General features: G+C 64.1%; 20 protein-coding genes. 3 read left to right on the forward strand and 17 right to left on the reverse strand.

Annotated features, from left to right (window positions below; translation table 11 throughout):
- Positions 1–188: 188 nt before the first annotated feature.
- From ARADN35_RS0111615 to ARADN35_RS0111635, 5 genes are all read right to left on the reverse strand, one after another.
- The gene (locus ARADN35_RS0111615) at positions 189–1,256 is read right to left on the reverse strand and encodes an ABC transporter ATP-binding protein (RefSeq protein ID WP_035197041.1); all 1,068 of its coding nucleotides are present in this window, start codon (positions 1,254–1,256) and stop codon (positions 189–191) included.
- A gap of 8 nt (positions 1,257–1,264) precedes the next feature.
- Positions 1,265–2,134 carry a carbohydrate ABC transporter permease gene (locus ARADN35_RS0111620; protein WP_010462252.1) on the reverse strand — a complete coding sequence of 290 codons (870 nt, stop codon included), beginning with the start codon at positions 2,132–2,134 and terminating at the stop codon, positions 1,265–1,267.
- Positions 2,124–3,005, reverse strand: coding sequence for a carbohydrate ABC transporter permease (locus ARADN35_RS0111625; protein ID WP_035197039.1), 882 nt, complete (start codon positions 3,003–3,005; stop codon positions 2,124–2,126). Before ARADN35_RS0111625 ends, ARADN35_RS0111620 begins: the two co-directional genes overlap by 11 nt.
- Before the next feature lie 182 nt (positions 3,006–3,187).
- Positions 3,188–4,312 (reverse strand): carbohydrate porin, encoded by a 1,125-nt coding sequence (locus ARADN35_RS0111630; RefSeq protein ID WP_482746708.1) that lies wholly within the window; start codon positions 4,310–4,312, stop codon positions 3,188–3,190.
- 95 nt (positions 4,313–4,407) lie between these two features.
- Positions 4,408–5,658: an ABC transporter substrate-binding protein gene (locus ARADN35_RS0111635; protein WP_010462258.1), complete on the reverse strand. Its 1,251-nt coding sequence runs from the start codon at positions 5,656–5,658 to the stop codon at positions 4,408–4,410.
- Positions 5,659–5,883: 225 nt separating this feature from the next.
- Between ARADN35_RS0111635 and ARADN35_RS0111640 the strand changes: the two genes are divergently transcribed.
- Together ARADN35_RS0111640 and ARADN35_RS0111645 are read left to right on the forward strand one after the other, a co-directional pair.
- Positions 5,884–6,600, forward strand: a complete 717-nt coding sequence (locus ARADN35_RS0111640) for a response regulator transcription factor (protein ID WP_029413930.1) — start codon at positions 5,884–5,886, stop codon at positions 6,598–6,600.
- Between the two features lie 164 nt (positions 6,601–6,764).
- On the forward strand, positions 6,765–8,159 hold the full coding sequence (locus ARADN35_RS0111645; RefSeq protein WP_010462261.1) for a sensor histidine kinase: 1,395 nt from the start codon (positions 6,765–6,767) through the stop codon (positions 8,157–8,159).
- 179 nt (positions 8,160–8,338) lie between these two features.
- Here ARADN35_RS0111645 and tal read toward each other — a convergent pair whose 3' ends face one another.
- From tal to ARADN35_RS0111665, 4 genes are read right to left on the reverse strand one after another with little or no spacing between them, the layout of a single operon-like run.
- Positions 8,339–9,289, reverse strand: a complete 951-nt coding sequence (gene tal, locus ARADN35_RS0111650) for a transaldolase (protein ID WP_010462263.1) — start codon at positions 9,287–9,289, stop codon at positions 8,339–8,341.
- A 7-nt stretch (positions 9,290–9,296) separates the two neighbouring features.
- Entirely contained in the window at positions 9,297–10,379 is a 1,083-nt protein-coding gene (locus ARADN35_RS0111655; protein ID WP_035197148.1) for an ABC transporter ATP-binding protein, read from the reverse strand.
- A 40-nt stretch (positions 10,380–10,419) separates the two neighbouring features.
- On the reverse strand, positions 10,420–12,660 hold the full coding sequence (locus tag ARADN35_RS26250) for an ABC transporter permease (protein WP_010462267.1): 2,241 nt from the start codon (positions 12,658–12,660) through the stop codon (positions 10,420–10,422).
- 13 nt (positions 12,661–12,673) lie between these two features.
- Positions 12,674–13,702 carry an ABC transporter substrate-binding protein gene (locus ARADN35_RS0111665; RefSeq protein WP_010462269.1) on the reverse strand — a complete coding sequence of 343 codons (1,029 nt, stop codon included), beginning with the start codon at positions 13,700–13,702 and terminating at the stop codon, positions 12,674–12,676.
- Positions 13,703–13,921: 219 nt separating this feature from the next.
- Between ARADN35_RS0111665 and ARADN35_RS0111670 the strand changes: the two genes are divergently transcribed.
- Positions 13,922–14,767, forward strand: a complete 846-nt coding sequence (locus tag ARADN35_RS0111670) for a MurR/RpiR family transcriptional regulator (RefSeq protein WP_010462270.1) — start codon at positions 13,922–13,924, stop codon at positions 14,765–14,767.
- Between the two features lie 134 nt (positions 14,768–14,901).
- On the opposite strand, the gene ARADN35_RS0111675 is transcribed toward ARADN35_RS0111670, so the two are convergent.
- From ARADN35_RS0111675 to ARADN35_RS0111710, 8 genes are all read right to left on the reverse strand, one after another.
- Positions 14,902–15,297 carry a hypothetical protein gene (locus ARADN35_RS0111675; RefSeq protein WP_010462272.1) on the reverse strand — a complete coding sequence of 132 codons (396 nt, stop codon included), beginning with the start codon at positions 15,295–15,297 and terminating at the stop codon, positions 14,902–14,904.
- Between the two features lie 344 nt (positions 15,298–15,641).
- Entirely contained in the window at positions 15,642–16,679 is a 1,038-nt protein-coding gene (locus ARADN35_RS0111680; RefSeq protein ID WP_010462273.1) for an ABC transporter ATP-binding protein, read from the reverse strand.
- Positions 16,676–17,665 (reverse strand): ABC transporter ATP-binding protein, encoded by a 990-nt coding sequence (locus tag ARADN35_RS0111685; RefSeq protein ID WP_010462276.1) that lies wholly within the window; start codon positions 17,663–17,665, stop codon positions 16,676–16,678. Before ARADN35_RS0111685 ends, ARADN35_RS0111680 begins: the two co-directional genes overlap by 4 nt.
- Before the next feature lie 26 nt (positions 17,666–17,691).
- A complete protein-coding gene (locus ARADN35_RS0111690; protein WP_010462278.1) occupies positions 17,692–18,603 on the reverse strand; it encodes an ABC transporter permease in 912 nt (303 codons plus the stop codon).
- A 131-nt stretch (positions 18,604–18,734) separates the two neighbouring features.
- Complete coding sequence (locus tag ARADN35_RS0111695; RefSeq protein WP_029413932.1) at positions 18,735–20,315, reverse strand: ABC transporter substrate-binding protein; 1,581 nt, start codon at positions 20,313–20,315, stop codon at positions 18,735–18,737.
- Positions 20,316–20,400: 85 nt separating this feature from the next.
- The gene (locus tag ARADN35_RS0111700) at positions 20,401–21,618 is read right to left on the reverse strand and encodes a M20 aminoacylase family protein (protein WP_010462281.1); all 1,218 of its coding nucleotides are present in this window, start codon (positions 21,616–21,618) and stop codon (positions 20,401–20,403) included.
- 171 nt (positions 21,619–21,789) lie between these two features.
- A complete protein-coding gene (locus ARADN35_RS0111705) occupies positions 21,790–22,770 on the reverse strand; it encodes an ABC transporter permease (RefSeq protein WP_010462283.1) in 981 nt (326 codons plus the stop codon).
- 152 nt (positions 22,771–22,922) lie between these two features.
- Positions 22,923–24,503: an ABC transporter substrate-binding protein gene (locus ARADN35_RS0111710; RefSeq protein ID WP_010462284.1), complete on the reverse strand. Its 1,581-nt coding sequence runs from the start codon at positions 24,501–24,503 to the stop codon at positions 22,923–22,925.
- Positions 24,504–24,919: the final 416 nt, after the last annotated feature.

Below are 24,919 nucleotides of genomic sequence, written 5' to 3' on the forward strand. Positions count from 1 at the left end.
GAGGCCAAAGGTCACACGCCCCCGCTGCCCTCCGGCAGACGGCGGCCCGTGGATCGCGAATGCTATTATTTATATAGCTACTCGCGCTTTATGGATAAGCGCTGGAGCCTCTTTTTACCTGAATTGCCCCTTCAGGCAAAGACCAAAGTCCCTTCTTGCGGCGACCCAGCGGACGGGGCTCGCCCCTCTCAGCCCGTCAGCCGCTCTTCGGACTTCGCGTCGAACCAGTGGGCGTTGGCAGGTGCTACCGTCAGGCCCACGTGGTCGCCCGGCTGCACGCGGGTTTGTGCATCGGTGCGCAGCGTGACGCTGCCTGCGGCGGTGTCCACCATCACATAGGTGTCGGGGCCCGTGGGCTCCACCACGCTCACCTGCCCGCGCCAGGGCGCGTCGTCCTGCAGTTGCAGATGCTCGGGGCGCACGCCCAGCAGCATCTCTGCGGCACCCGTGGGCGGTGCCAGGCTCAGCGATGCGCCTTCGATGCCAAAGTGCCCGGCGGGCTGCGCACCTCCGCGCAGCAGGTTCATGGTGGGTGAGCCGATGAACGTGGCCACATAGGTGTTGGCCGGGCGGTTGTAGATCTCGTCGGGCGTGCCCAGCTGCTGGACCACGCCGCCCTTCATCACCGCGATGCGCGATCCCAGGGTCATGGCCTCGACCTGGTCGTGCGTTACGTACACGCTGGTGATGCCGCTGGCCTGGTGCAGGCGCTTGATCTCGGCGCGCATCTCCACGCGCAGCTTGGCGTCGAGGTTGGACAAAGGCTCGTCGAACAAAAACAGCTGCGGCTGGCGCGCCAGGGCCCGGCCCATGGCCACGCGCTGGCGCTGGCCGCCCGAGAGCTGGCTGGGCCGGCGGTCCAGCAGGTGGCTGATCTGCAGCATGGCCGCCACTTCGTCGATGCGCTTTTGCCGCTCGGGCTTGGGCATCTTTCGCATCTCCAGCGCAAAGCCGATGTTGTCGGCCACGGACAGTGTGGGGTAGAGCGCGTAGCTCTGGAACACCATGGCGATGTCGCGGTCGCGCGGAGGCATGCCCACCACGTTCTTGCCGGCGATGCGGATCTCGCCTTCGGTGGGCTCGTCCAGGCCCGCAATGATGTTGAGCAGCGTGGACTTGCCGCAGCCCGAGGGGCCGACCAGGATCAGGAATTCGCCCGGTGCCACGTGGATGTCGATCTTGCGCAGCACTTCCACGCTCTTGTCGCCCTTGCCAAAGCGCTTGTTGATGCCCGCGATGTCCAATGAAGACGCCATGATTTTCCTTAACCTTTCACCGCGCCAGCCGTCAGGCCGCGCACAAAAAACTTGCCTGCGAGAACGTAGATCACCATGGTGGGCAAGCCTGCGATGATCGCGGCCGCCATGTCCACGTTGTAGGCCTTCACACTGCTGCTGGTGTTGGCCAGGTTGTTCAGGCCCACGGTCACGGGCTTGGAGTCGGTGCCCGAGAACACCACGCCAAACAGGAAGTCGTTCCAGATGTTGGTGAACTGCCAGATCAGCGTGACCATGATGATGGGCGTGGACAGCGGCAGCACGATGCGCCAGAAGATCTGGAAGAAGCTCGCGCCGTCCATGCGTGCGGCATTCACCAGCTCTTTCGGGATGGCCGCGTAGTAGTTGCGGAAGAACAGCGTGGTGCCCGCCAGCCCCGCCAGGCAGTGCACCAGCACCAGCCCGGTGATGGAGCTCGACAGCCCCAGCCAGCCGAGCACCTGGCTCATCGGCAGCAGCACCACCTGGAAGGGCATGAACACGCCGAACAGCAGCATGCCAAACAGCGCATCGCTGCCCCGGAACTTCCACAGGCTGAGTACATAGCCATTGAGCGCGCCCCACACGGTGGAGATCATCACGGCCGGCACGGCCATGGCCACCGAGTTCAGGAAAAACGGACGCAGTCCGTTGCAGTCGACCCCCGTACAGGCGCTGGACCACGCGGTACCCCAGGCCGACCAGTTCAGCGCTGCGGGCAAGGCCAGCAGCGACGTGCTGCGGATTTCCTCGGCGTCCTTGAACGACGTGACCAGCATCGCATACAGCGGCAGCAAAAAGAAGGCGGTGGCCAGGGCCAGCACCGCATAGACCAGCAGGCGGCCCACGGAAGGAAATACAGAAGGCTTAGCGGTCATGGGGTTTGCTGCGCAGTTCGCTGTACAGGTAGGGGATGACCAGGGCCGCCACGGTGGCCAGCATCATGGTGGCGCTGGCGGCGCCCAGGCCGATCTGGCCGCGCGAGAACGACATGGTGTACATGAACGTTGCAGGCACGTCGGTGGCAAAGCCGGGGCCACCGGCCGTGAGTGCCATCACCAGGTCAAAGCTCTTGATCGCCAGGTGCGACAGCACCATGACGGTGGAGAAGAACACGGGCCGCAGCGCCGGCAGCACGATGCGCCAGTAGATGCGGGGCAGCGAGGCGCCATCGACCTGGGCGGCCTTGATGATGCTGTCGTCGATGCCGCGCAGGCCCGCGAGGAACAGCGCCATCGCAAAGCCCGCGCTTTGCCAGATGCCCGCGATCACCACGCAATAGATGGCCATCTCGGTGTCCACCAGCCAGCCAAATTCAAAATTGGGAAAGCCCCAGTCGCGCACCATTTTTTCGATGCCCAGGCCCGGGTTCAGCAGCCACTTCCAGGCCGTGCCCGTGACCACGAACGACAGCGCCATGGGGTACAGGTAGATGGTGCGCAGCGCGCCCTCGGCGCGAATCTTCTGGTCCAGCAGCACCGCCAGCACCACACCGATGGCCAGGGACCCGCCCACGTAGCCCACCCCGAAGATACCGAGGTTCTTGAGGGCCACCCACCAGCGGTCCATCTCCCAGAGTTTTTCGTACTGTGCGAGGCCCACCCACTCGTAGTTGGGGAGCATGCGCGATGCGGAGAGGCTCAACACTCCATTCCAGACCATCAGGCCATAGATGAAGGCAAAGCCCAGAACAAAAGCCGGTGTCACGACCAGCTTGGGCAGCCATGTTTCAAACGTGTTCTTGCTCATGGCCACGGTATGTGTTTGTCATCGTCCTGCACTAGAAAAAGCGGGGGGCACGCAGGAGTGCCCCCCAAATGAACAAAGTAACCTCTGACTAACTCGCTAACTCACTCAACCATTCCATGTCCGGGCCACAAGGCTTTGCGGGACGAGCGCCCCGCGCTCCCTGCGGCCCGAAGTGGAATCACTTACCACCAGACCTCATATTGCACGCCCACCAGCGTGCGCGAGGTCTTGCCGTTGGCGCCGAACGTGGCCGCATTGGCCACCGCAGCCGCCTGGTTCCAGTTGGCCTTCGTCACATACAGACGCAACTCGGGACGTGACCAGAAGTCTTCCGACAGGGCCAGGGCGCCCGCCAGCGTTGCCTTGGACAGGCGCTGGTCAGGGCCGGTGCCCTTGCGGGTGGTGGTGGACAGTTCCACCAGGCCCTTGAAGTTCTTGGTGAACGCGTACGAACCGCGGCCGCCCAGCGAGAAGTCCTTGGTCTCCACGCCCGTCAGGTCGGCCTTGTTGGTCTGGTAGCCAATGAGGGCCTGGCCACCAAACGGACCGCTTTGCCAATTGATGGAGTCGGCGATGCGGGTGGCGCGCTTGCCCGCGCTCGTGCCCTCGATGGCCTCGAACTCTCCGTCGATGCGTGCATGGCCCCGCGACGTTTGCAGGTACAGGGTATTGCTGATGCTGGGCAGCAGGAATTCCTTCTGGTTGTGCATGAAGGAGATGCCCGAACCCGAACCACCGTTGACCTGGCCCTTGCCACCCACTGCCGTCAGCAGCACCCGCAGCTTGCCGCCAGGGTTGGTGTTGATCTCCGACAGGTCGGCGTTGATGCGGTGCGCCTTCACGTTGTTGGGCAAGCCACCGTCGAACTTGTCGCCGGTGAACACGCCCACACCCAGCTTCATGCCACCGATCGGCACATCGGTCACACCCGCACCGATGTTGTCACCGTAGTTGAGCAGGAAGTAGTCGACGATGTGCACGTCCTGAATCCGCAGGCGGCGCTGGCCGACCCAGAACTTGGCTTCGGGGGAGAACGAGAAGCCGCTCATTTCCACAAAGGCCTGCTCGGTGCTGATGTCGCCACTGCCCCACTTGGCGGGCATGTAGTTCACCTTCCACTTGACACCGCCGGCTTCAAACCCGCGTGCGAAGTTGACTTCGATGCCGTTGTCGCCCTCATTGCCCAGGCGGTATTTCTGCAGCTCGCCGCCGAGCGAAAGGTTGCCCTTGACGCCGTCGGAGTGGTTGAACACCGGGCCGCCCCGTGAGTAACCGTTGAACTCAAAGCCGGCAACATCCATTGCCATGGCACTACTCATCGCGCATGCGGCGGCTAAAGCCACCGCCGTGAGGCGGTTTCTTTTCATCATGATGGGATCCCTCTAGTGGTGGTTTACTTGGCTTACTTGGTCTTGGCGGCGGTCGCGATCTTCTTCATCGCGTCGGCAACGCTCACCTTGTCGTCATTCCAGAACTGGCTGACAACGTCCTTGATGGCACCTTCGGTGGCGGGCGCAATCGCCATGCCGTGGGCCACGCTGGGCAGCAGGCTGCCGCTCTTGGCGGTGTCGACGAAGTCCTTGGCCGAGGCCTTGGCGCAGTCGTCGAACTTGTCCATCTTCTGGCCGGCGCGCACCGGGATCGAGCCCTTGTTCAGGTTGAACACTTCCTGGAACTCGGTGCTCATGATGGAGCTGGCCAGGTCGCTCTGCGCCTTTTGGGCGGCGGCATCCTTGAGCTTGAAGAGGATGAACGAATCCACGTTGAAGGTGTACGACGTGGTCGTGCCCGGTGCTGCGGCGCACAGGAAGTCCTTGCCGGGCGCCTTGTTGGCCGCCAGGAACTCGCCCTTGGCCCAGTCGCCCATCAGCTGAAAGCCTGCCTTGCCCTGGATCAGCATGGCCGTGGCCAGGTTCCAGTCGCGGCCGGGGGCGCCAGGGTCGGTGTACGACTTGATGCGGCGGAAGGTCTCGAGCGACTTCTTCATCGTGTCGCTGTTGATGGCCTTGTCGTCAAGCTTGACCAGTGCGTCCTGGTAGAACTTGGGACCACCGACACCGAGCACCACGGATTCGAAGGTGGTGAAGTCCTGCCAGTTCTGGCCACCGTGGGCCACGGGCACCAGGCCGGCGGCCTTGAGCTTGTCGGCCGCGGCAAAGAACTCGTCCCAGGTCTTGGGCATGGCGGCCACGCCGGCCTTCTTCAGGGCCTCGGAGCTGCCCCACATCCAGTTGACGCGGTGCACGTTGACGGGGGCGGCCACATAGGCGCCCTTGTATTTCATGACATCGGCAACGACCTTGGGCAGCAGCTCATCCCACTTCTCGGCCTTGGCCAGGGTGTCCATGTTGGCCAGCACGCCTTCGGACGCCCACTCCTGGATGGCGGGGCCCTTGGTCTGTGCAGCCGAAGGGGGGTTGCCCGAGATCACGCGGCTCTTGAGCACGGTCATGGCGCTGTCGCCACCGCCACCTGCCACGGCGAAATCGCGCCAGGTGTGGCCCTTGGCCTGCATGATCTTCTTGAGCTCGGCCACCGACTTGGCCTCGCCGCCCGAAGTCCAGTAATGCAAAACCTCGACCTCCCCCGCGCTGGCCGACATCGCTGCCGCCAGGCCCACCGCCACTGCGGCGATTTTTGTCAACTTCCACATACCCTTGTCTCCTCGATGTTTGAATCCGTTGGGTGCGCCGGAATCCGGTGCTGTTCAGCGCAGTCGGTACTTTAATTACAATAATTAATGAACATATCAGGGCTTTCCCGGGTGTGGGTTACATACCAACGCCATTGGCCCGTTATTGAATTACCAACCGCTGCGCGTGCAGGCATTGCCACCCCTCAGGGGCCTTTGGCAGGGTGCTTTGTTATGCTCAATCCCATGGCCACGATACTGATTGTTGAAGATGATGCCCTGCTGCTGGACGCGCTGACTGGCCAGCTCCAGCAGCTGGAATTCGGCGTGCACACGGCCTCCAGTGTGGCCCAGGCCACCACGCTGCTGCAGTCGCAGGCAGTGGACGGCATCATCCTGGACCTGGGCCTGCCCGGCGCCGACGGCATGGAGCTGCTGACCTGGGCACGCACCCACATTGCCGGCCTGCCCGTGCTGATCCTGACTGCGCGCGATGGCGTGGAGGACCGCGTGCTGGGCCTCAATGCCGGGGCCGACGACTACATCACCAAGCCCTTCAACATGCAGGAGCTGCAAGCCCGCCTGCAGGCCATGCTGCGCCGTGCGCGCCAGCCCGCCTTTACCCAGGCCAGCAGCGTGGCAGGCGGCGCCAGCACCACCATCGGCCCCCTGGTGCTGGACCACGCCAGCCATTCAGCGGCGCTCAATGGCGACCTGCTCGACCTCACGCAGCGCGAGTGGGAACTGCTGGAGCTGCTGGTGCACCGCTGCGGCGAGGTCGTCACGCGCGACGATGTGCTGGCCGCCTGGCGCGCCAGCCCCCCGGAACCCGGACAAACCGCCGCGCCCCTGAACTCCAATGCGCTGGAGGTGTATGTGCACCGTCTGCGCAAGAAGCTCGACACCTCGCCGCTGGCCATCCGCAACATCCGCGGGCTGGGGTACATGCTGAACAGGCCGTGATGAAGCCCCCCCTGAGATGCTGCGCATCTTCCCCCCGTGGGGGGGACGCCGCCAGCGCACACAAGCGCAGCGCCGTATCTGCGGCTTGGCGGCCCTTGCGCGGCGGCACTGGCCTCGGTCGCGCCAGTTGCAAGCCGCGTGCCGCTTAATTTTTACGGTCATTCATGCGCCACGTTCCGGGTGTTTCTCTCCAACGCAAGCTGCTGCTGTGGTTGCTGCTGCCGCAGCTGGTGCTGTGGCTGTCGGGCGGGTTTCTGGCTTGGCGCATTGCGCTGCAGAACGGCGAGAAGGGCATCGACCAGACGTTGACCCAGTCCGTGCGTGCGCTGGCGCGGCAGATCAAGCCCATTGGCGACGGGCTGCTGGTGGACTTCCCCAAGGCTGCGCAAGACATCCTGGAGCAGGACCCGGCCGACCGCATCACCTACATGGTGTCGTCCCCGCCCGGCCGCTTTTTGCTGGGCAACGCACAGCTGCCCGCGCCCCCACTGGTGGAGGTGGCTGTGGGCGAGGCATTTTTGTACCAGGCACGGGTGGACGACAAACCCGTGCGCGTAGCCTTGCTGGACGTGGACTACGGTACCGCCTCCACCCGGCAGCGCCTGCGCGTGCAGGTGGCCCAAAGCCTGACGGTGCGCGAACGCATTGCGCGCGAGTTGCTGGAACAAATGGTGTTCCCCATGGGGCTGATGGGGCTGGCCCTGAGCGCTGTGGTCTACGCGGGTGTGCTGCGCGGCCTGCAGCCCCTCAAACGCCTGGAGGCCCAGATCGAACGGGCCGGCGCCCTGCCGCAGGCCGGCACCACGCCGCTGCCCCCCATCGAGCTGACCTCGGCCCCGCAGGAGGTGCATTCGCTGGCCAGCACCATCAACCGGCTGCTGGAGACCGTGGCACGCGGCCAGCAGAAGGAAAAACGCTTCCTGAACGACGCGGCGCACCAGCTGCGCACACCGCTGGCCGGGCTCATTGGCCAGACCGAGCTGGCCCTGCACGAAAGCCACGAGCCCGCTGTGCAGGAGCGGCTGCACAAGGTGCTGTCGGCCGCACAGCGCAGCGCCCACCTGGTGCACCAGCTGCTGCAGCTGGCGCGCTCGGAATCGAACGTGGAAATGCAGACCATCGACCTCGGCAGCCTGGCCCGCGAAGTGGCCCGTGAATGGGCGGCCCGCGCGCTGGCGCAGGGCATGGACCTGGGCTATGAGGGCGACGAGCGGCTGGCGGTACAAGGCCATCCGCTGCTGCTGCGCGAGGCGCTCAACAACCTCATCGACAACGCACTGCACTATGCGGGCGAAGGTGCCACCGTCACGGTGCGCGTGGGCCACGAGGAGCCCGGGCGCTGGGCCCTGCTGGTGGTGGAGGACGATGGGCCGGGCGTGCCGGCCGAGCACCTGGGCGATCTGTTTGCACGCTTCTGGCGCGGATCGGACAAGGCGGGCGGGTGTGGGCTGGGCTTGTCGATCGTGGAGGAGATTGCGCTGCGGCACGGCGGCCGGACGGTGGCCGAGGGGATCGTGCCGAGGGGCTTGCGGGTGGGGATGCGGCTGCCCGCGGGGTGAGGTTTTTGGTATTTTTGGGGCCAGGCGCTTGCTGAACAAGCGCCAACAGCTATTGTTTTAATAGCGGTTGGTTCTCGCGCTTGCCATTCGGGGGGTGGAAACCACAAAGCTATAAAAACAATAGCGGCTGGCGCTTTCTACACAAGCGCCAGCCGCCTAAAGCACTAAAAATTCCGACCTCAAGCCGCCAGGATCAGCTTCTCCAGCTTCACGGCATCCACCGCAAACGCCCGAATGCCTTCGGCCAATTTCTCCGTCGCCATGGCATCTTCATTCAGCGCAAACCGGAATCCTGCCTCGTCATAGTTCACCGCAGGCAAGTCCATCCCCTTCGCCGCATCGGCATTGAGCGCCCGCTGCAACGGCGCGTCGCTCGCGGCCAGCTGGGCCAACAGATCGGGTGCGATGGTCAGCAAGTCGCAACCCGCCAGCGCCGTGATCTGCCCCACGTTGCGAAAGCTCGCGCCCATCACCTCGGTCGCAATGCCAAAGTGCTTGTAGTGGTTGTAGATCTGCGTGACCGATTGCACGCCCGGGTCATTGGCCCCGGCGCGCGCGGCCTCATCCCAGCTGGCGCCGGCCTGCTTCTTGTACCAGTCGTAGATACGGCCGACAAAGGGCGAGATCAGCTGCACCTTGGCCTGGCCGCAGGCCACGGCCTGGGCGAACGAGAACAGCAGCGTGAGGTTGGTGTGAATGCCCTTGCGCTCCAATTGCTCGGCAGCCTGGATGCCTTCCCAGGTGGCGGCAACCTTGATCAACACGCGGTCGATGTGGATGCCTTCGGCCTGGTACAGCTCGATGATGCGTTCGGCACGGGTCACGGTGGCGCTGGTGTCAAAGCTCAGGCGGGCATCGACCTCGGTGGAGACCCGGCCCGGGATGATGGCCAGGATTTCGCGGCCGAAGCGGACCAGCAGGCGGTCGATGATCTCGTCCATTGGCCGGCCCCGGAACTGCGCCACGGTGTCTTGCAGCAGCGGCGCGTACTCGGGCTTTTGGACAGCCTTGAGGATCAGCGAGGGGTTGGTGGTGGCATCCTGGGGCTGGAACTGCGCCAGTTGCTTGAAGTCGCCGGTGTCGGCAACCACGGTGGTGAACTGTTTGAGGGCGTCGAGTTGGTTCGTCATGGCGCCATTATTCCGCATCGCGCTGAGCGCCTTCGGTACTACCAACCACCGATACGCCGTGCGCACCCAGGCTCAGCTGCACGTCGTCACCCACAGACAGCACATCGTCCAGGTCGGACGACACCACAAAGATGCTGCCCAGCGCCGTCTCGAAGGTGTATTCATGCACCGCGCCCAGATAGGCCAATTTGTCCAGCCGGGCCGGCAGCAGGCCTGCGCCTTGACGGTGAATGCGCCAGGCCTCCGGGCGCACCGCCACCTTCACGGCCCCGCTGCGCACCGCCATGCGGGGGCGCAGCACCAGCGGCCCGAGCGAGACCGAACCATCGGCCTGTGCGGTCGCCGGGAACAACATCGCCTCGCCCATGAAGCCCGCCACAAATTCGCTGTGGGGTGTCTCATACAGTGCGCGGGGCGTGCCCTTTTGCGCAATCAGCCCCTGGTTCATCACGATGATCTGGTCGCTCACGGCCATGGCCTCGGCCTGGTCGTGCGTGACGTAGGCCACCGTCAGCGACAGGCGCTGCTGCAGCGCGCGGATTTCCTCGCGCATCTCGCGGCGCAGGCGGGCGTCCAGGTTGGACAAGGGCTCGTCAAACAGCAGCACTTCGGGCTCCAGCACCAGCGCCCGCGCCAGCGCCACCCGCTGCTGCTGGCCGCCCGAGAGTTCGCTGGGCAGGCGGTCGTCGTACCCCACCAGGCCCACGCCGCGCAGGGCCTCCACGGCCTTGGTGCGGGCCACGTCCTTGGGCTGGCCCGACATGCGCAGGCCGTACATCACGTTCTCGACCACGTTCATGTGTGGAAACAGCGCGTAGCTCTGGAACATCATGCTCACATTGCGCTGCGCGGGGCCCAGCGTGGTCACATCCTTGCCGCCAATCAGGATCGTGCCGGAGGTGGGCGACTCCAGCCCCGCGATCATGCGCAAGGTGGTGGTCTTGCCACACCCCGAGGGCCCCAGGATGGTGGCCAGCGTGCCACGCGGCACTTCGAAGTTGATGCCTTTGACGGCCAGACCCGCCGAGGGGTCGCTGCCATAGCGCTTGGTAATGTCGCGAAAAACGATGCCTGCCGCGTTGTCGTTCATATCGAACTCGATTCCTGTGTGCAAGAGAAAGATCAAAAAATCAGTGCGCCACGCGCGCGGCAGCGCCACGCCGGCCCAGCTTGCGTTCCCCCACCACCAGCTGGATCAGCCCGATGGAGGCGGACATCAACACGATGAGCACCGTGCAGTACGCCAGCGCCACGCCATAGTCGCCATTGCCCACGCGACCGATGATGTAGGTCGTTGCGAGTTCGTTCTCGGCCGTGACCAGGAAGATCACCGCGCTCACGGTGGTGATGGCACGCACAAAGCTGTAGACCAGCGCCGCCACCAGGGCGGGCTTGAGCAGCGGCAGCACCACATGGCGCAGCGTCTGCACGCTGCCCGCACGCAGCATGACGGACGCCTCATCGAGCGAGCGGTCCAGCTGCTTGAAGGCCGCCGTGCCCGCACGCACGCCCACCGGCAGGTTGCGGAACATGAAGCACAGCACGATGATGAGCGCGGTGCCCGTCAGCTCGAACGGTGGCACGTTGAAGGCCAGGATGTAGCTCACGCCCAGCACCGTGCCCGGGATGGCAAACGCGAGCAGCGCCGCAAATTCAAACGCGCCCTGCCCCCGGAACTCGGTGCGCGCCAGCAGCCACGCAATGCCGATGCCCAGCGTGGCCGTGAGCGGCGCCGAGATGGCCGCCAGCTTGACCGTGGTGAAGAACGAGTTCCACGCCGTGCCTGCCCACACCACGCCGAACTGGCCCCATTCCACGTTGAACGCGGTGCGAAAGTGCGCCAGCGTGATGGTGTAGTCGCGCCCCCAGGTCTGCACAAAACCACCGGCCAGCGCAAACAGGTAAACGATGAGCGTGAACGCCATCCAGGGCAGCGCAATGGAATGCACCACACGCCGCACGCCCGCAGGCAGCGGCATGGCAATGCCCGCGTCGCCCTTGCCCGACACGGTGGTGAAGTTCTGCTTGCCCAGCAGGCCACGCTGGATCGCAAACACCGTGAGCGCAAAGAACGTGAGGATCCAGGCCAGCGAGGCCGCACGCCCCTGGTCGTACTGCGCGCCCACGATGGCAAAGAAGATTTCGGTGGACAGCACCGAGAACTGCCCCCCCACGACGATGGGGTTGCCGAAGTCGGCCATGCTTTCGATGAAGCCCACCAGGAACGCGTTGGCCAGGCCGGGCTTGAGCAGCGGCAAGGTCACGGTCATGAAGGTGCGGTGCGGGCTGGCGCGCAGGGTTTGCGCGGCCTCTTCCAGGCTGGGCGCCACGCCCTGCACCACACCGCGCATGATCATGAAGGCGATGGGGGTGAACGCAAAGGTCTGTGCCACCCAGACGCCAAACCAGCCATAGAACCAGCGCGTGGGCGTGATGCCAAAGGCGACTTCCAGAAACTGGTTGAACACCCCGGCGCGGCCAAACAGCAGGATGAGCCCCAGGCCCACCACAAACGGCGGCGTGATGATGGGCAGCAGCGCCACGATATTGAGCGGGCGTGCATAGCGGCGCGAGGCGCGCTCGGCCATCAGCGCCATGAAGCTGCCCAGCAGCGTGGTGCTGGTGGCGGTCATCAGCCCCAGGAACAGCGTGTTCCAGGCTACGCCGCAACGCTGCCCCCCGGCCAGGCACGACAGGCCGAAGTTGCGCTCGTGCGCAATGCGCTCCCACACCACGGCCAGCGAGAACGGGCCGTCTTCGAGGAAAAACGCGGCCGACAGCGCCTTGAGCACCGGGAACACGATGAACAGCGCCAGCAGGCTGCCACAACCCAGCACGGCCGCCGCCACGAAGAGGTCGCCCTTGAAGAAGCCGCGCCGCGCGACGCCAAACGCCAGCAGCACCAGCAGCGCAGAGAGCACCACAAACCCGCCCCAACCCATGCCGGGCTGGCGCGCACCCAGTTCACCCAGACTGGTGTTCATCCATTCAAAGGCCCAGCCGCGTGCGCCAATCGCAAAACCGCTGAGCAACAGCGCCAGCAACCCCAGCGCGCCACCGGCAGCCAGCACTGCCCCCTGCTTGCGGCCCGCCGGCAGGCAGGCGCCCAGCCCGGCCACCGCCAGTCCGACCAGGCCCAGCCACAGCCAGGACCGGCCAAACAGTGCCGCCTGCATCAACCCATTGCCCGCCTGTTCGCTGCTGAAAACCTGGCCCACCGCAAGGAGGCCATTGGCGTCCTGCTGCGCATACCAGGGGAACACGAGATACCCCAGCACGCCCACGACCAGCCAGACCCACAGGGGCCGGTTGACCGCAACGCCCGTCGCGTTGGTTCGTGGGGTTGCGTACGCCGCCGTTGCTACCGACATGATGGTGGGTTCCTCAGCGCGCTGCGTTCTGGACTTCTTTTTCCCAGCGCGCAATCAGGCGCCGGCGCTCGGCACTCGCGCCGTATTTGGCGTAGTCGTAGTTGATGAGCTTCATCTTGGCCGGATCGGTCATGCGCGGGTCCTTGGGCACCAGCGTGTTGCTGGGCAGCTGGAACTGCTTGGCTGCCAGGCCAAACTGCTGGCCACCGGGGGTCAGCGCCCATTCGTAGAACTTCTTGGCGGCCTCGGTGTTGGGGCTGTTCTTGACGATGCTCATCGAACCCACCTCGGCGCCCGTGCCTTCCGATGGCGTGATCGAGCCCACCGGAAAGCCGTTGACCGCCTCGGTGGTCACGTCGTGCACGAAACTCACCGACACCGTGGTCTCGCCCCGGGCTGCGGCCTTGACAGGCGCCGTGCCCGAACGCGTGTAGGTGCTCACGTTGGGGTGCAGGGCCTTGAGGTATTCAAACGCCTTCTCCTCGCCCATGATCTGCACCAGCGTGGCGATCATGGTGTAGGCCGTGCCGCTGGATGCGGGGTTGGCCATCTGCACCTCGCCCTTGAACTCGGGCTTGAGCAGGTCGGCCCACGACTGCGGCGGGTTGAGCTTGCGCTTGGCCAGCAGCTCCTTGTTGTAGCCAAAACCAAGCGGGCCCAGGTACACCCCAACGGTGCGGTACTTGGAGTCGACCGCCTGCTTCTGCGCCCAGGGGTGCAACTGCGCAAGCTGGGGCGACTTGTATTCGAGCGTCAGGCCTTGCTCGGCGGCCTGCAGGTGCGGGTCGCCCGTGCCGCCAAACCAGATGTCGGTCTTGGGGTTGGCGCGCTCCGCGTTGAGCTGCGCCAGCGCCTCGCCCGAGCCCTTGGCCGCCATGTTCACCTTGGTGCCCGTGGTCTTGGCATACACGGTGGACATCAGGTTGCACCATTCGGCCTGCACCGAACAGATGATGTTGACCTGGCCCTGGGCCCAGCTGCCGGAGGTGGCAGCCAGCAGGGCCGCACCGGCCAGTAGATTCGTCAGCAAAGGTTTGCGCATGGAAGGCTCCTCAGTATCTGGATAACGTGATGCAAGGATGCTAGCCCGCAGGCCTGCCAAGGGTCAGGGGGGAAACTCCCAGGCCCGGTGCAAGCGGGATGAAAGGCAGGGATAGCGCCCTCCCCGCCACGTTGGGAACCAAGTTACATTAAGAATGGCTGACCCAACCTGTTCGAAGGCCTCACCTGAGCAGCACGCGCTGCACACCCTGACTGAGACATGCTCGACCGCATCACTGCCTCCCTGCCTTCACTGGCCCCCGCCGAACAGCGCGTCGCCCGGCTGGTGCTGACCGACCCGCGCACCTTTGCACGCCTGCCCGTGCGCGAACTGGCCGAGCGCGCGCACGTGAGCAAGCCCACGGTGGTGCGCTTTTGCCGCAGCATGGGGTATGACGGGCTCGCAGATTTCAAGCTCAAGCTCGCGGGCAGCGTGAGCGAGGGAGTGCCCTTCATCCACCGCAGCGTCGATGCCGACGACAAGACGGGCGACGTGCTCGTGAAGGTGGTGGACAACGCCGTGGCCGCGTTCCTGCAATACCGCAACGCCGCCAGCACCGTGGCGCTGGAGCGCGCAGCCGAATGCATTGCCGCCACCTGGAAGACCGGCAAGCGCATCGAGTTCTATGGCGTGGGCAATTCAGGCATCGTGGCCCAGGACGCACAGCACAAGTTCTTTCGCCTGGGCGTCACGTCGATTGCCACCAGCGATGGCCACATGCAGGTGATGAGCGCCACGCTGCTCGGCCCGGGCGACTGCGCCGTGATCATCTCCAACTCCGGCCGCACCCGCGACCTGATGGACGCCGCCGACATCGCGCGCAAGAACGGCGCTACCACCATTGCCATCACCGCCAGCGGTTCACCCCTGGCCAGCACCTGCCAGATCCACCTGGCCGCGGACCACCCCGAGGGCTACGACCGCTACAGCCCCATGGTGTCGCGGCTGATGCACCTGATGATCATTGACGTGCTGGCGACCTGTGTGGCGTTGCGCATCGGCAGCTCGCTGCAGCCGATCCTGCAGCAGATGAAAGAGAACCTGCGGGCGAAGCGGTACGCGTGAACTTGGGATTTTTTGGGCTCTAGCGCTTGTGTGAAAAGCGTTGATAGCTACCAAAACAATAGCAAATCTCACACCCCGTATCACTGCATCTTTCAGGTTGTTCCATCGAAGGACCGCGCGGCACCCGGCACGTGTCACCGCTGCCGAAAGTGCGGCAACCCTTCGCAGCACGCACCCAGGAAGTGAAGCAGTCGGCCCAGAAGCGCGCCACCTGCCAGGACCAACGGCAGCGCTGCCAGGGCGAGCAGATAGATGAACCCACCCGCCCCCTGCGACCTGGGCGGCGTGCAAGGCTCCGTCGCCAAGGCATAGTGCATCGGCGCCCACAGGAGACACACCAGGACTGACATCAACGGAAACCTGGACTTCGCCGCGAAGACGGCAAAGACGAGCACGGTCCAGGACGGCAACATCCAGAGGCTGAAAAAACCCTCCACACAACGCCCGTAGACCACGGGCAGGCCCAGGACCAGCCCGGCGAACAGGGCGGAGACCGTCAGGGCCAGTGTTTTTCCGCGGTTTGGGTTCATGGCGTTGGGACTTGAATGCGGGACATTGTTCACGCCAAGGAGCGTACAGCACGTGGCACCTTGCATGTGCCACAACGTTCGTTGCGATCGCAGGATGTCTGGCGGGGCACTGGGCGCGGGCAGCGCAAGCCAATGGGCGGACGGCTGCGTCCGCGTTCACGTCGGCCGTCAGCTTCTCCCGCCGGCCATCAAAACACCACAGGCTCCCGAAGGAGCCCGTGGTGTTGCGGACAAATGGGGCCATCACGCCTGCCCGTGGCATCGAGCCGACCGGTTTATGAACCCAATTGGCCCCTGGCGCTTATCCATCAAGCGCAAGCAGCTATATTTTCAGGAGCATTCGCTCAAATCCGTCCTTCTTCCACCGCATGGCACGCAATGCGGATGCCACCGATGCTGAGCAGCTGCGGCCGCTCGGCACGGCAGCGCTCGTTCACATGGGGGCAGCGCGGGTTGAAGGCGCAGCCGGGAGGCGGGTTCAAAGGGTTGGGCACCTCGCCCTGCACGGGGGTGCGCGCCTTGCCGGTGTCGTGCATCTTGGGGATGGCATCGAGCAGCATGCGCGTGTAGGGGTGGCGCGGGGTGTCGAACAGCGTGTGCTTGTCGGCCAGTTCCACCAGGCGGCCCAGGTACATCACGCCGACCTGGTCGCTCACGTGGCGCACCACTGCCAGGTTGTGGCTGATGAACAGGTAGGTGAGCTGCCGCTCGCGCTGCAGGTCCTTCATGATGTTGAGCACCTGCGCCTGCACCGACACGTCGAGCGCGCTCGTCGGTTCGTCGCACACCAGGAACTCGGGCTCGGTGGCCAGGGCACGCGCAATGGAGATGCGCTGGCGCTGGCCGCCGGAGAACTGGTGCGGGTACTTGACCATGTCCAGCGGCGACAGGCCCACAGACTTGAGCAGCTCACCCACACGCTGTTTCAGCTCGGCCTTGTCGGTGATGAGGCCGTGCTCCTTCAGCGGCTCGCCAATGATGTCTTCGACCAGCCAGCGGGGGTTCAGGCTGGCATACGGGTCCTGGAAGATCATCTGGATGCGGCGGCGCATCGCCTTGGCATCGTTGCCCTTGAAGGCAGCGTGTGCATCCTGGCTGTCAAACGTGAGGCCGCCGCGCGTGGGTTCGTACAAACCCACGAGCAGGCGTGCCACGGTGCTCTTGCCACAGCCAGACTCGCCCACCAGGGCCAGCGTCTTGCCTTTTTCGATCTCGAAGCTCACGCCGTCCACGGCATGCAGCAGCGTGCGCGGCTTGCGTTCGATCACGCGGTTGAGCCACGGTGCGGAGACGTCAAAGGTCTTGGCCAGATCGTGCGCCTGCACCAGGGCCTTGCTTTTCACGACACCGGTCTGGGTGGTGGTGGTAGCGGCGGCGCTCATGCGGCCACCTCGGCTTTGGTGGTCGTGGCGCCAGCGTGCAGCCAGCAGGCGGCGCGGGTGGGGCCTGCGTCCATCAGGTTGGGGCGGTCGGTCATGCAGCGATCAAAGACTTTGGGGCAGCGCGGGTTGTAAGCGCAGCCCTGGGGAATGGCGTTCAGGCGGGGCATGGCTCCGTCGATTTGGTTCAGGCGTTCACGGTCCACCGCCATGTCGGGGATGGAAGCCATCAAGCCGCTGGTGTAGGGGTGCGAGGGCTTGTTGATCACGTTGTGCACCGGGCCGATCTCGGCCACGCGCCCGGCATACAGCACGGCCACGCGGTCGCAGGTTTCGGCGATCACACCCATGTCGTGGGTGATCAGCATCACGGCGGCGCCGCGCGATTTGCAGATGTTTTTCAGCAGCGTGATGATCTGCGCCTGGATGGACACGTCGAGCGCCGTGGTGGGCTCGTCGGCGACGATGAGCTTGGGCTCGGCCGCCAGGGCCAGGGCAATCACCACGCGCTGGCGCATGCCGCCGGAGAACTGGTGCGGGTAGTGGTCGATGCGCTCTGCCGCAGCCGGAATGCCGGTGTCCTGCAGCAGCGCAATGGCGCGCTGGCGGGCCTCGGCGGGCGTCACGGGCAGGTGGGCCAGGATGGTTTCGGTCAACTGGCGGCCCACGGTGTACAGCGGGTTCAGCGAAGTCAGCGGGTCTTGAAAGATCGCGCCGATGCGGCGGCCACGGATGTGCCGCATTTGCTCATTGCTGAGGTTGTCGATGCGCTGGCCCTCCAGCAGGATCTGGCCGGACGCCACGCGGCCCGGTGGCTCCAGCAGGCCGATGATGGCGGCGCCGGTGAGCGACTTGCCCGCGCCAGACTCACCCACCACACCCAGGATCTCGCCGGGTGCAATGGAGAAGGAAATGTCGTCCAGGGCGCGCAGGGTACCGCGGCGGCCCGGAAATTCAACAACGAGGTTTTTGACTTCTAGAAGGCTCATGGGGATATCGCTTTTCTTGTTCTTGTTCAGCGCAGGCGCGGATTGAGGGCATCACGCAACCAGTCGCCCAATAGATTCACGGAAAGAGCAATCAGCACCAGCATGGCACCGGGGAACACGGTGATCCACCATTCGCCCGAGAACAGGTAGTCGTTGCCGATGCGGATCAGCGTGCCCAGCGAAGGCGATGTGGGGGGTGCGCCCACGCCCAGGAAGGACAGCGTGGCCTCGGTGATGATTGCCGTGGCCACCTGGATGGTGGCGAGCACCATCACGGGGCCCATGACGTTGGGCAGCACGTGCTTGCGCATGATGCGCAGCGGCGAAACGCCCGTCACGCGGGCAGCCTGCACGTATTCCTTGTTGCGCTCGACCAGGGTGGAGCCGCGCACCGTGCGCGCGTACTGCACCCAGCCCGTGAGCGAGATGGAGATGATCAGCACACCAAATGCCAGCGACTCGTGCGCGTTGGGGAACAGCGCACGGCCCACACCCGCAATCAGCAGCGCCACCAGGATGGCGGGGAACGACAGCATCACGTCGCACAGGCGCATGAGCACGGCATCGATCCAGCCGCCGCGAAAGCCGGCCAGCAGTCCAAACGCCACGCCCACCACCACGGAGAGCACCACCGAGGCGAGGCCCACCACAAGGGAAATGCGCGCTCCATAGATGAGGGCGGAAAGGATGTCCCGGCCCTGGTCGTCGGTGCCCAGCGGGTACTTCAGGGAGCCCTCGGCGCTCCAGGCCGGCGGCAGCCGCGCGTCGCTGAGTTCGAGCGTGGCCAGGTCAAAGGGGTTATGGGGCGCGACCCATCCGGCAAATACCGAACAGAACACACAGATCAGCGCGATGGCAGCGGCCACCATCGCCATGGGCGATGTGCGGAAGCTGTAGCCAACATCGCTGTCAAACCAGCGGGCAAGGGTTGTTTTCATTGTGGGAAACCAGTAAACAAGCACCAACGCAGAGCCCGGGTAGCGGCCATGCGTTGGTGTGGACTTTCAAAGAACCGGTCGTTCTCTCTTTTCTCTGCGATCGACTAACGTAGGGACTTCTGCGCCCCTTCTTACTTGGTGATGCTCATCCACTTGAAGTGCATGAAGTTGTCGGCCAGCTGCACGAGCTTGACGTTCTTGCCCACGCCCCAAGCCAGCGCTTGCTGGTGCAGGGGAATGTGGCCCACATCGGCCGCGTGCAGATCGAAGACTTCCTTGATCATCGCGTTGCGCTTGACCTTGTCGGTCTCGGCCTGGATCTTGAGCGTCAGCTCATCCACCTTGGGGTTGCAGTAGGCGCCCAGGTTGAACTGGCCCGATCCCTTGTCATCCACGCAGCGCATGAGGGCGTTGAGCGCGTTGTGCGAGTCGTAGGTAGCGGGTGTCCAGCCCAGCATGTAGAAGCTGGTGTCGCGGCGCAGCACCTTGGGGAAGTAGGTGCCCTTGGTTTCGGCCTGGAGGTTGATCTTGACGTTGATGCGCGAGAGGTTGGCGGCCACCGTCTGGCAGATGCGGCCATCATTCACGTAGCGGTCGTTCGGGCAGTTCATGGCCACTTCGAAGCCGTTGGGATAGCCGGCTTCGGCCATCAGTTTCTTGGCAGCTTCGACGTCGTAGGGAAGGCGCTTCGCGTCAGGCTGGAAGCCATTGATGCCGGGACCCACGAGCAGGGCCGAGGGGTTGGATGCACCACGCATCACGGTCTTCTTGATCCCTTCGATGTCGATGGCCTGGTAGAAGGCCTGGCGCACACGCTTGTCCTTGAAGGGGTTCTTGCCCTTGACGTTGGAGTACAGCAGCTCGTCACGCTTTTGGTCCATGCCCAGGAAGATGGTGCGCAGTTCGGGGCCCGTGATGGCACGGGTGTTGGCGCTGCCGTTCACGCGTTCGATGTCCTGCACGGGTACGGGTTCCATCACGTCCACCTCGCCCGAAAGCAGGGCGGCCACACGGGTCGCATCGTTGCCGATGGGGGTGAACACCACTTCGCTGACGTTGCCTTCGATCTTGCCCCAGTAGCTGCCGTTGCGTGTAAACACCGAGCGCACGTTGGGCTGGCGCTCACGCAGGCGGAAGGGGCCCGTGCCGTTGGCACGGAACGAGGCGGCGTTCTCGATGCCCTTGCGGCGGTCCACCGGGCCCAGGGCCTGGTTGGTCTCGCACCACTTCTTGCTCATCATGTACACGAGCGAGATCACGTCCGGCAGGATCGGGAAGGGGGTCTTGGTTTCGATTTCGACCGTGTGGTCGTCGATCTTGCGCACTTCCTTGAAGTCGTTGGTGTAGCTCTTCATGTCCGAGCCTTCCACCTGGGTGCGCCCGAAGCTGAACACCACGTCATCGGCCGTGAAAGGAGTGCCATCGTGGAATTGCACGCCCTTGCGCAGCTCGAAGCGCCACACGGTGGGGGATGTCTGCTTCCAGCTGGTCGCCAGCGCGGGGGCCAGGCTCAGGTCCTTGTTGCGGCCCACCAGTGGCTCATAGACGTTGCCGGTGACGCTCAGCTGCAGCGACTCGTTGAGCGAGTGGGGGTCCATCGACAGGGAATCGCCCTGGTTGGCGATGCGGATGGTCTGAGCTTGGGCCACCAGGCTCGCCGCCGCCAACGCGGTAAAGAGAGCGGTCAGAGCGATTTTTTTATGGAATTTCATGGAAACCTCCAGGTTGGGGAAAGCGGGGTGAAAGGGGTGGGCCGTGGCGCGGTAGTGCAAATGAGCAGGCAGGCTGGGCGGTGCTTCAAGCTGCCGCCAAAGGCATGGCCTGCTCGATAAGGCTTGCGTGCAGCGCCGAGCCCAGGGGCAGGATGTCGTCGTTGAAGTCGTAGCGGCTGTTGTGCAAGGCGCTGCCGCTGGCCCCCGTGCCCTGGCCGATGCGCAGGTAGGCACCTGGGCGGGTCTGGAGCATGAAGGCAAAGTCCTCGGCGCCCATGCTGGGTTCCAGGTCTCGCACCACATGGTCAGCACCCAGCAGGGACTCGGCCACATCGCCGGCAAAAATGGCTTCGCTTTCGCTGTTGATCGTGGCCGGGTAGATGCGCTCGTAGTGCACGGTGGCCGTAGCCCCGAACCCCAGGGCAATGGCGTTGCACAGCTCCTTGAGGCGCTTCTCCACCATCTCCTGCACCACAGGGTCGAACGTACGCACGGTACCCACCAGGGTGGCGGAGCCGGGCAACACGCTGAAGGCGCCCAGATCACCCGCTTGCACAGCACATAGGCTGACCACGGCGCTTTCAATGGGTCGCACATTGCGCGAGACGATGCTTTGCGCGGCCGTGATGATGTGTGCGGCCACCACCACCACGTCCACCGTCTGGTAGGCATGGGCGCCATGGCCGCCCCGGCCAGTGATCTCGATGGTAAAGCGATCGGCCGCAGCCATCATGGGGCCCGAGTTGATGCCCACCGTGCCGGGTTTCATCGCCGGCCAGTTGTGCATGGCGTAGATGGACTGCACCGGGAAGCGGTCAAACAGACCGTCTTCCATCATCACGCGGGCTCCGGCAAAGCCTTCTTCGCCAGGCTGGAACACCAGCACGGCCGTGCCGTCGAAATTGCGGGTCTCAGCCAGGTAGCGCGCAGCCCCGACCAGCATGGCTGTGTGGCCGTCATGGCCGCAGCCGTGCATCAGGCCGGGCTTGCACGACTTCCACGAAAAATCGTTGTGTTCGGACAGGGGCAGTGCATCCATGTCGGCGCGCAGGCCCACCATGCTGCCACTGGAGGTGCTGCGGCCCCGGATCACGCCCACGACCCCTGTGCGGCCGATGCCGTCATGGATCTCGTCCACCCCGCAGAGCTTCAAGGCCTCTTTGACGCGCGTGCTGGTGTAGATTTCTTCGAAACCCAGTTCAGGGTGGGCATGCAGATCCCGGCGCAGCGCGGTCAACTCGGGGTGGTATTGCGCAATGTGCGCAAACGCCCGGCCACCGGCTTTGTATCGAAGCGACTGCATTTCAATTGGCCACGGAGCTGCACAGGCCCCACGACGCTTGAAACCGGCACGGCCCAGGCCAGTGCCCCCGCGCAAGGGCCGCCCCGCCGCGCTGGGGGCGTCCCCCTCCCGCTTCGCGAAGCGAAACGAGAGAGGGGGAAGGCACGAAGCGACTCAGGGGGTGCATCATCTCTAGTGCCCTCCTGCCTTGCCCACGCGCAGGCGCGGGTCCACAGCAAAGTACAGCAGATCCACCACCAGGTTGATCACCACAAAGATCAAGGCAATCAGGCACAGGTAGGCGGCCATCACCGGGATGTCGGCAAAGGTGACGGCCTGAATGAAGAGCAAGCCCATGCCCGGCCACTGGAACACGGTCTCGGTGATGATGGCGAACGCAATCAAGCCACCCAGCTGCAGGCCGGTGATGGTCATCACGGGCACCAGCGTGTTCTTGAGCGCGTGGCCGAAGTGGATGGCCCGGTTGGAGAGGCCCCGGGCGCGTGCGAACTTGATGTAGTCGGTGCGCAGCACTTCCAGCATTTCGGCGCGCACCAGCCGCATGATCAGCGTGAGCTGAAAGATCGCCAGCGTGATGGCAGGCAGCGTGATGTGGTGCCAGCCCTTGGCCTTGAGCAGGCCGGTGCTCCACCACCCCATCTGCACCACCTCGCCCCGTCCAAAGCTCGGGAACCAGCCCAGCGTGACCGCGAACACCAGGATCAGCAGGATGCCGATGAGGAAGGTCGGCAGCGACACGCCCAGCAGGGACAGCGTCATGAACAACTGGCTGGTGAAGGTGCCACGCTTGAGGGCCGCATACACGCCCATGGGAACACCAATGGCCAGGGCCAGTACGGCCGCCACCAGCGCCAGCTCCAGCGTGGCAGGGAAGCGCTCCGCGATGAGGCGCGAGACTTTGGCCCCCTGGCGCAGGCTCAGGCCAAATTCGCCTTGGGCTGCGTTGACCAGAAAGTGCCAGAACTGTATGAAAAAGGGCTTGTCCAGGCCCAGCGAGGCGCGCAGTTCGCGGATCTGCTCCGGGGTGGCGTCCTGGCCCAGCAGGAACACCACAGGGTCTCCCACGTACTGGAACAGCATGAAGGAGATGAAGGCCACCGTGACCATGACAATCACAGCCTGTATCAGGCGGCGCAATATAAAGGCGAGCATCGGAGAGTCGATTGAGTGTTCGATGGGAACGCCGCAGCCACTTTTGATGGCAGGGCGCTGGCAGGCAATAGGCGGTCGTCAAACCAGACCAAAAACCGAACCAAAGAAAGCAAGGGCCTCAGGGCCCTTGCTCTCAGTGTGTCAGGAACCGGTCAATTCACCTTGACGGTGCGCATGTCCACACGGTTGTCTGCGCGGTGGACCAGTTCAATGTTCTTCTTCACGGCCCATGGGATCACCTGGTCATGCAGAGGAATGTGGGACACGGTGTCGTTGGACAGTTGCAGCGCCTCTGTCAGCATGCGGGCGCGCACGGGTGCATCGGTTTCGGCCTTGATGCGGTCCACCAGGTAATCCATGCGCTGGTTGCTGTAGCGGCCGACGTTGTAGTTGCCGTCACCACCCTGGCCGACGCTGCGGACCAGCGATTGCAGGCTGTACAGCGCATCGAAGGTGGGCACGCCCCAGCCGAGCATGTAGATGCTGGCTTCGTAGCGCTGGATCATGGGGAAGTAGTTGACCAGCGGCAACGTGCGCAGCTTGGCCTTCACGCCCACGCGCGACCACATGGCGGTCACGGCCTGACAGATGGCTTCGTCGTTGATGTAGCGGTTGTTGGGGCAGGCAAAGTCCACTTCAAAGCCGTCGGGGTAGCCAGCCTCGGCCAGGAGCTTCTTGGAGGCCTCTACGCTATAGGGGAACCGCTTGCCCACCGCCTCGGTATAACCCGCCACTTGTGGGGCAACGATGGTGCCCGTGGGCTTGCCCAGGCCGCGCATGATGTTGCGGGAGATAGTGTCCGCATCGATGGCCTGATACAGAGCCTTGCGCACGCGCACGTCCTTGAGCGGGTTCTTGCCCTTGATATTGGAGCCCGGCAGTTCTTCACGGAACTGGTCCATGCCCAGGAAGATGGTGCGGTTCTCAATGCCGTCGATCACCTTGAGATCGGGACTGGCGCGCAGGCGGCCCAGATCCTGGGGAGTGGGGTCCAGCACCATGTCCACTTCGCCCGACAACAGGGCTGCAATGCGCGTGGCAGCAGACTTGATCGGGGTGTAGACGATTTCGGTCACATTGCCGTCCATCTTGCCCCACCAGTTGGGGTTGCGCTTGAACACCATCTTCACGTCCGGCTGCCACGAGTCCAGCGTGTAGGGGCCGGTGCCCATGGCATTGCGGTGGGCAAAGTTTTCATCCGTGCCCTTGATGTCCTTGGGCTCCACGGACTTGTTTTTTTCCGCCCAGGCCTTGCTCATCATGCGCAGTTCGGTCATCTGGCGCAGCAGCACTGGGTTCGGCGCGGTCAGGATGACGTCAATGGTCTGCGCGTCCACCTTGTTGATTTTGCTGATGCCCTGGATGTAAGGGGTGAAATTCGATGTCTTGGCCATCGCGCGCTGCAGCGAATACACCGCATCGTCGGCCGTAAAGGCCGAACCATCATGGAACTTCACACCCTGGCGCAGCGTAAAACGCACCTGCGTAGGGCTGACCTCTTTCCAGGCAGTTGCAAGCACGGGTTCCACATCAAAGGTCTTGCTGTTGTAGTAGACCAGGCTTTCGTACACGTTCGCATGGATGCCGTTCTGGAGCGCATTGTTCTGCGAATGAATGTCCCAGGTTGCGATCTCCCCCTGACTCGCCCATTTGAAAGGCTTGGCGTGCAGCGCTGGCGCTGCCAGCAGTGCAGCCGCCGCAGCCACGGACAAAAGACTGTATTTGAGTTTCATGGAACCCTCTTGAATAAAAGTTTTACTATGCAGTAAAGGTTGCTCTATAGCCAACGGGAAATCCCTGAATCCCCGGCACCACGAAGGGCCTTGAAGGCCGATTTTGTAGAGGTGAAGTACGCAAGGATGGTGCCAATAATCTGCACCAATGCAAAGAAGGGGAAGAAACCTCGGAGACAGTCCAAAAATGCCATCACGTGGCATCGCTTGGCACAGAGGTGGTCGGCATGTTCCCGGAGTTACATGCTGGAACGGATGAAAACGGGTAGCTTGGGAGATCAACATTCCGAGTTCTCCCCCAAGAAACACTGCGATGGCGATTACCCCATGCTCCCAAGACAAACGACGGGTGAATGAGGAAGGGCGCTTGGTACGCCCGGAATCTAGCGGCCCTCGGCAGCCTCATCAAAAACCAA

This window comes from Acidovorax radicis N35 (genome assembly GCF_000204195.1).
In the GTDB taxonomy this organism is placed as follows: Bacteria; Pseudomonadota; Gammaproteobacteria; order Burkholderiales; family Burkholderiaceae_C; genus Acidovorax; species Acidovorax radicis.